This is a genomic window from Duncaniella muricolitica (genome assembly GCF_910574735.1).
Classification (GTDB): domain Bacteria; phylum Bacteroidota; class Bacteroidia; order Bacteroidales; family Muribaculaceae; genus Duncaniella; species Duncaniella muricolitica.
Genome location: NZ_CAJTCF010000156.1, coordinates 1 through 2,051 on the forward strand (window position 1 = coordinate 1; position 2,051 = coordinate 2,051).

The following is a 2,051-nucleotide window of genomic DNA, read 5'->3' on the forward strand; positions in this document are numbered from 1 at the left end:
ATGCCGGCCAACACCCTTGAAAATGGCATTGGAAAAAAGCGAAATGGTCGTGGAATCAATGATGCGAAGCTGTTTTATCCATTCTTCCGTGCCATTGCGTCGGCTGTCCGATGAAAGGATATCATACAGATAGCGGTATACCTCTTCAAAGAAGCTCTCCGGGCGTCTGGCATTTGCGTCAGACAGAGTGCTGCGCCTGGGAACAGTTTTAATTCCGACATGATGCAGTTTACGTACCTCCGCCGTCATGGCGGTCTCTATCTCACGCAATGAGTCGAACCGCTGTATCACGGCATAGAGCATCGTCAACAGGTGAGTGAAGCCGTCAAAACTCTTTATATACTTCTCTCCGCCGTGTTTTCGGCTGATTTCAACAATTTTTTCGCGGTCGAGCGATTTTATCAACTGCCCATATATCGGCTGTCCGAAGAAATTACTACTTTTGCTCATGGTTATTCATGGTTTGTTTGACGACACCAAAAATAACTAATTAGGGCTGACTCCTGCAAATGGTAATCGACTTTTGTCGCTTGCCTTAGCAAGAATCAGCCCTAATTTTTCAATCGCTCAAAAAAAGTTTAGCGGACAGTAATAATATATTATAAACGATATAAATGTTGCAATTATGAGCCTGAGATACACACCGGAGAATATAACCTCGCTTGACAGAGATGAAATATTCGTGTTTGGCAGTAACCTCCAGGGGTTACATCACGGGGGTGCAGCCCGCGTCGCACATGAACGGTTCGGAGCAATAATGGGCCAGGGCGTAGGTTTGCAAGGCCAATCCTACGCCATACCTACCATGCAAGGCGGAGTTGAGACAATAAAGCCGTATGTAGATGATTTTATCGAACTTGCACGTGAATGGGATCAGACTACATTTTTGGTCACACGTATAGGTTGCGGTATAGCCGGCTTCACAGATGAACAGATAGCTCCGCTTTTCGCAGAGGCTATGAAACTATATAATGTAGTCCTGCCTAAATCATTTGTAGACGTTATCCGCAAGCAGGAAAATAAGTAAGGTTTCGGTATTGTTTTAGACAAAGTACCTTTGATTGAGATAAATTATCTGAGCCGCAAGTGGTATTCGGACCTAAATCTTTCGAGTAAATAAGCACAAACATAATAAAGCAAGACTCAATAAATCAATGCATTATCTGTTTTGTGCATATTTAGCATTAGGTGTTTATTTGTCGTCATTTTCCTATGTTTTGTCTGATTGAAGAAAACAGCGGCGACAGCCCCTAATTAATGGGTCGCGTCCTCTATGATGGACGTGACAGTCTCTACCTGTAATTTTATTTCGGCAAGATGGACGTGACTAGCCGGAACAAAACGGCACTACATATCTGAAAACGAATACAAGAACGAGATTCTGGGGCTATATCTACGCTCGTCCATTGGATGTGGTCAAGCGCATACGCTTTGAACGAGGGCAGGAACTACAGGAGCGCGCCCGTATGGTGGCCGCCATCTGCATCCAGCCGCATGTCAGAAAAAGAATTACCCCACGGCAGCTATTACCGTTGCCGTGGGATAATAAAAAATTTGAGATACGAAACAATGGGTCAAGCCGAAATGGCGGTGCATGGATTTTGAGAAAAGTGTTAAATTTGCGGTATGAAAACCGCAGATGCAATATGGATGTGCCTGCCCGAGGGCATGGACGAACTATTTGAGATGGTGCGCTTCGAGCGCACGGAACAGTCCTATGACATATGGCTTGACGAAAAGAAGAAACTGTCTGATGAAGACTATCGTAATCCGCATATCGTAGCGCGAGGCTATACGGATTACGTTACGATACAGGACTATCCGATGCGAGGACGGCCTATGTTTCTTCACATGCGCAAGAACAAGTGGTGGGACAAGCAGACCAACGAAATCTTCAGCTACAACCTCGAGCTTCCCAACGAGGAAGGGACACGACTCAGTGCCGAGTTCGTGGCTTTTTTAAAAGATGAAGGTGGAGACGACAGCCCTGTCGATTAAGCATATAGCGCAGATGTACTGCGTCAACGGCAAACATTTTGCCGACTTGTACC

Annotated in this window: 3 protein-coding genes; 2 read left to right on the top strand and 1 reads right to left on the bottom strand. The window is 45.3% G+C overall.

Annotated elements, in window-relative coordinates:
• Nucleotides 1-450, bottom strand: a 450-nt coding sequence (locus QGT73_RS17250) for a DUF4372 domain-containing protein (protein WP_280123247.1), incomplete at its 3' end; no start/stop codon positions are given.
• Nucleotides 451-625: 175 nt separating this feature from the next.
• Between QGT73_RS17250 and QGT73_RS17255 the strand changes: the two genes are divergently transcribed.
• On the top strand, nucleotides 626-1,027 hold the full coding sequence (locus tag QGT73_RS17255; RefSeq protein ID WP_280123248.1) for an A1S_2505 family phage non-structural protein: 402 nt from the start codon (nucleotides 626-628) through the stop codon (nucleotides 1,025-1,027).
• A gap of 599 nt (nucleotides 1,028-1,626) precedes the next feature.
• Nucleotides 1,627-1,998 (top strand): ISAon1 family transposase N-terminal region protein, encoded by a 372-nt coding sequence (locus tag QGT73_RS17260; RefSeq protein ID WP_280123249.1) that lies wholly within the window; start codon nucleotides 1,627-1,629, stop codon nucleotides 1,996-1,998.
• Nucleotides 1,999-2,051: the final 53 nt, after the last annotated feature.

What these genes read in the sequence shown, in the direction of transcription:
- QGT73_RS17260 (WP_280123249.1), top strand. Translation starts at nt 1,627, where the DNA reads ATGAAAACCGCAGATGCAATATGGATGTGCCTGCCCGAGGGCATGGAC.
- QGT73_RS17255 (WP_280123248.1), top strand. Translation starts at nt 626, where the DNA reads ATGAGCCTGAGATACACACCGGAGAATATAACCTCGCTTGACAGAGAT.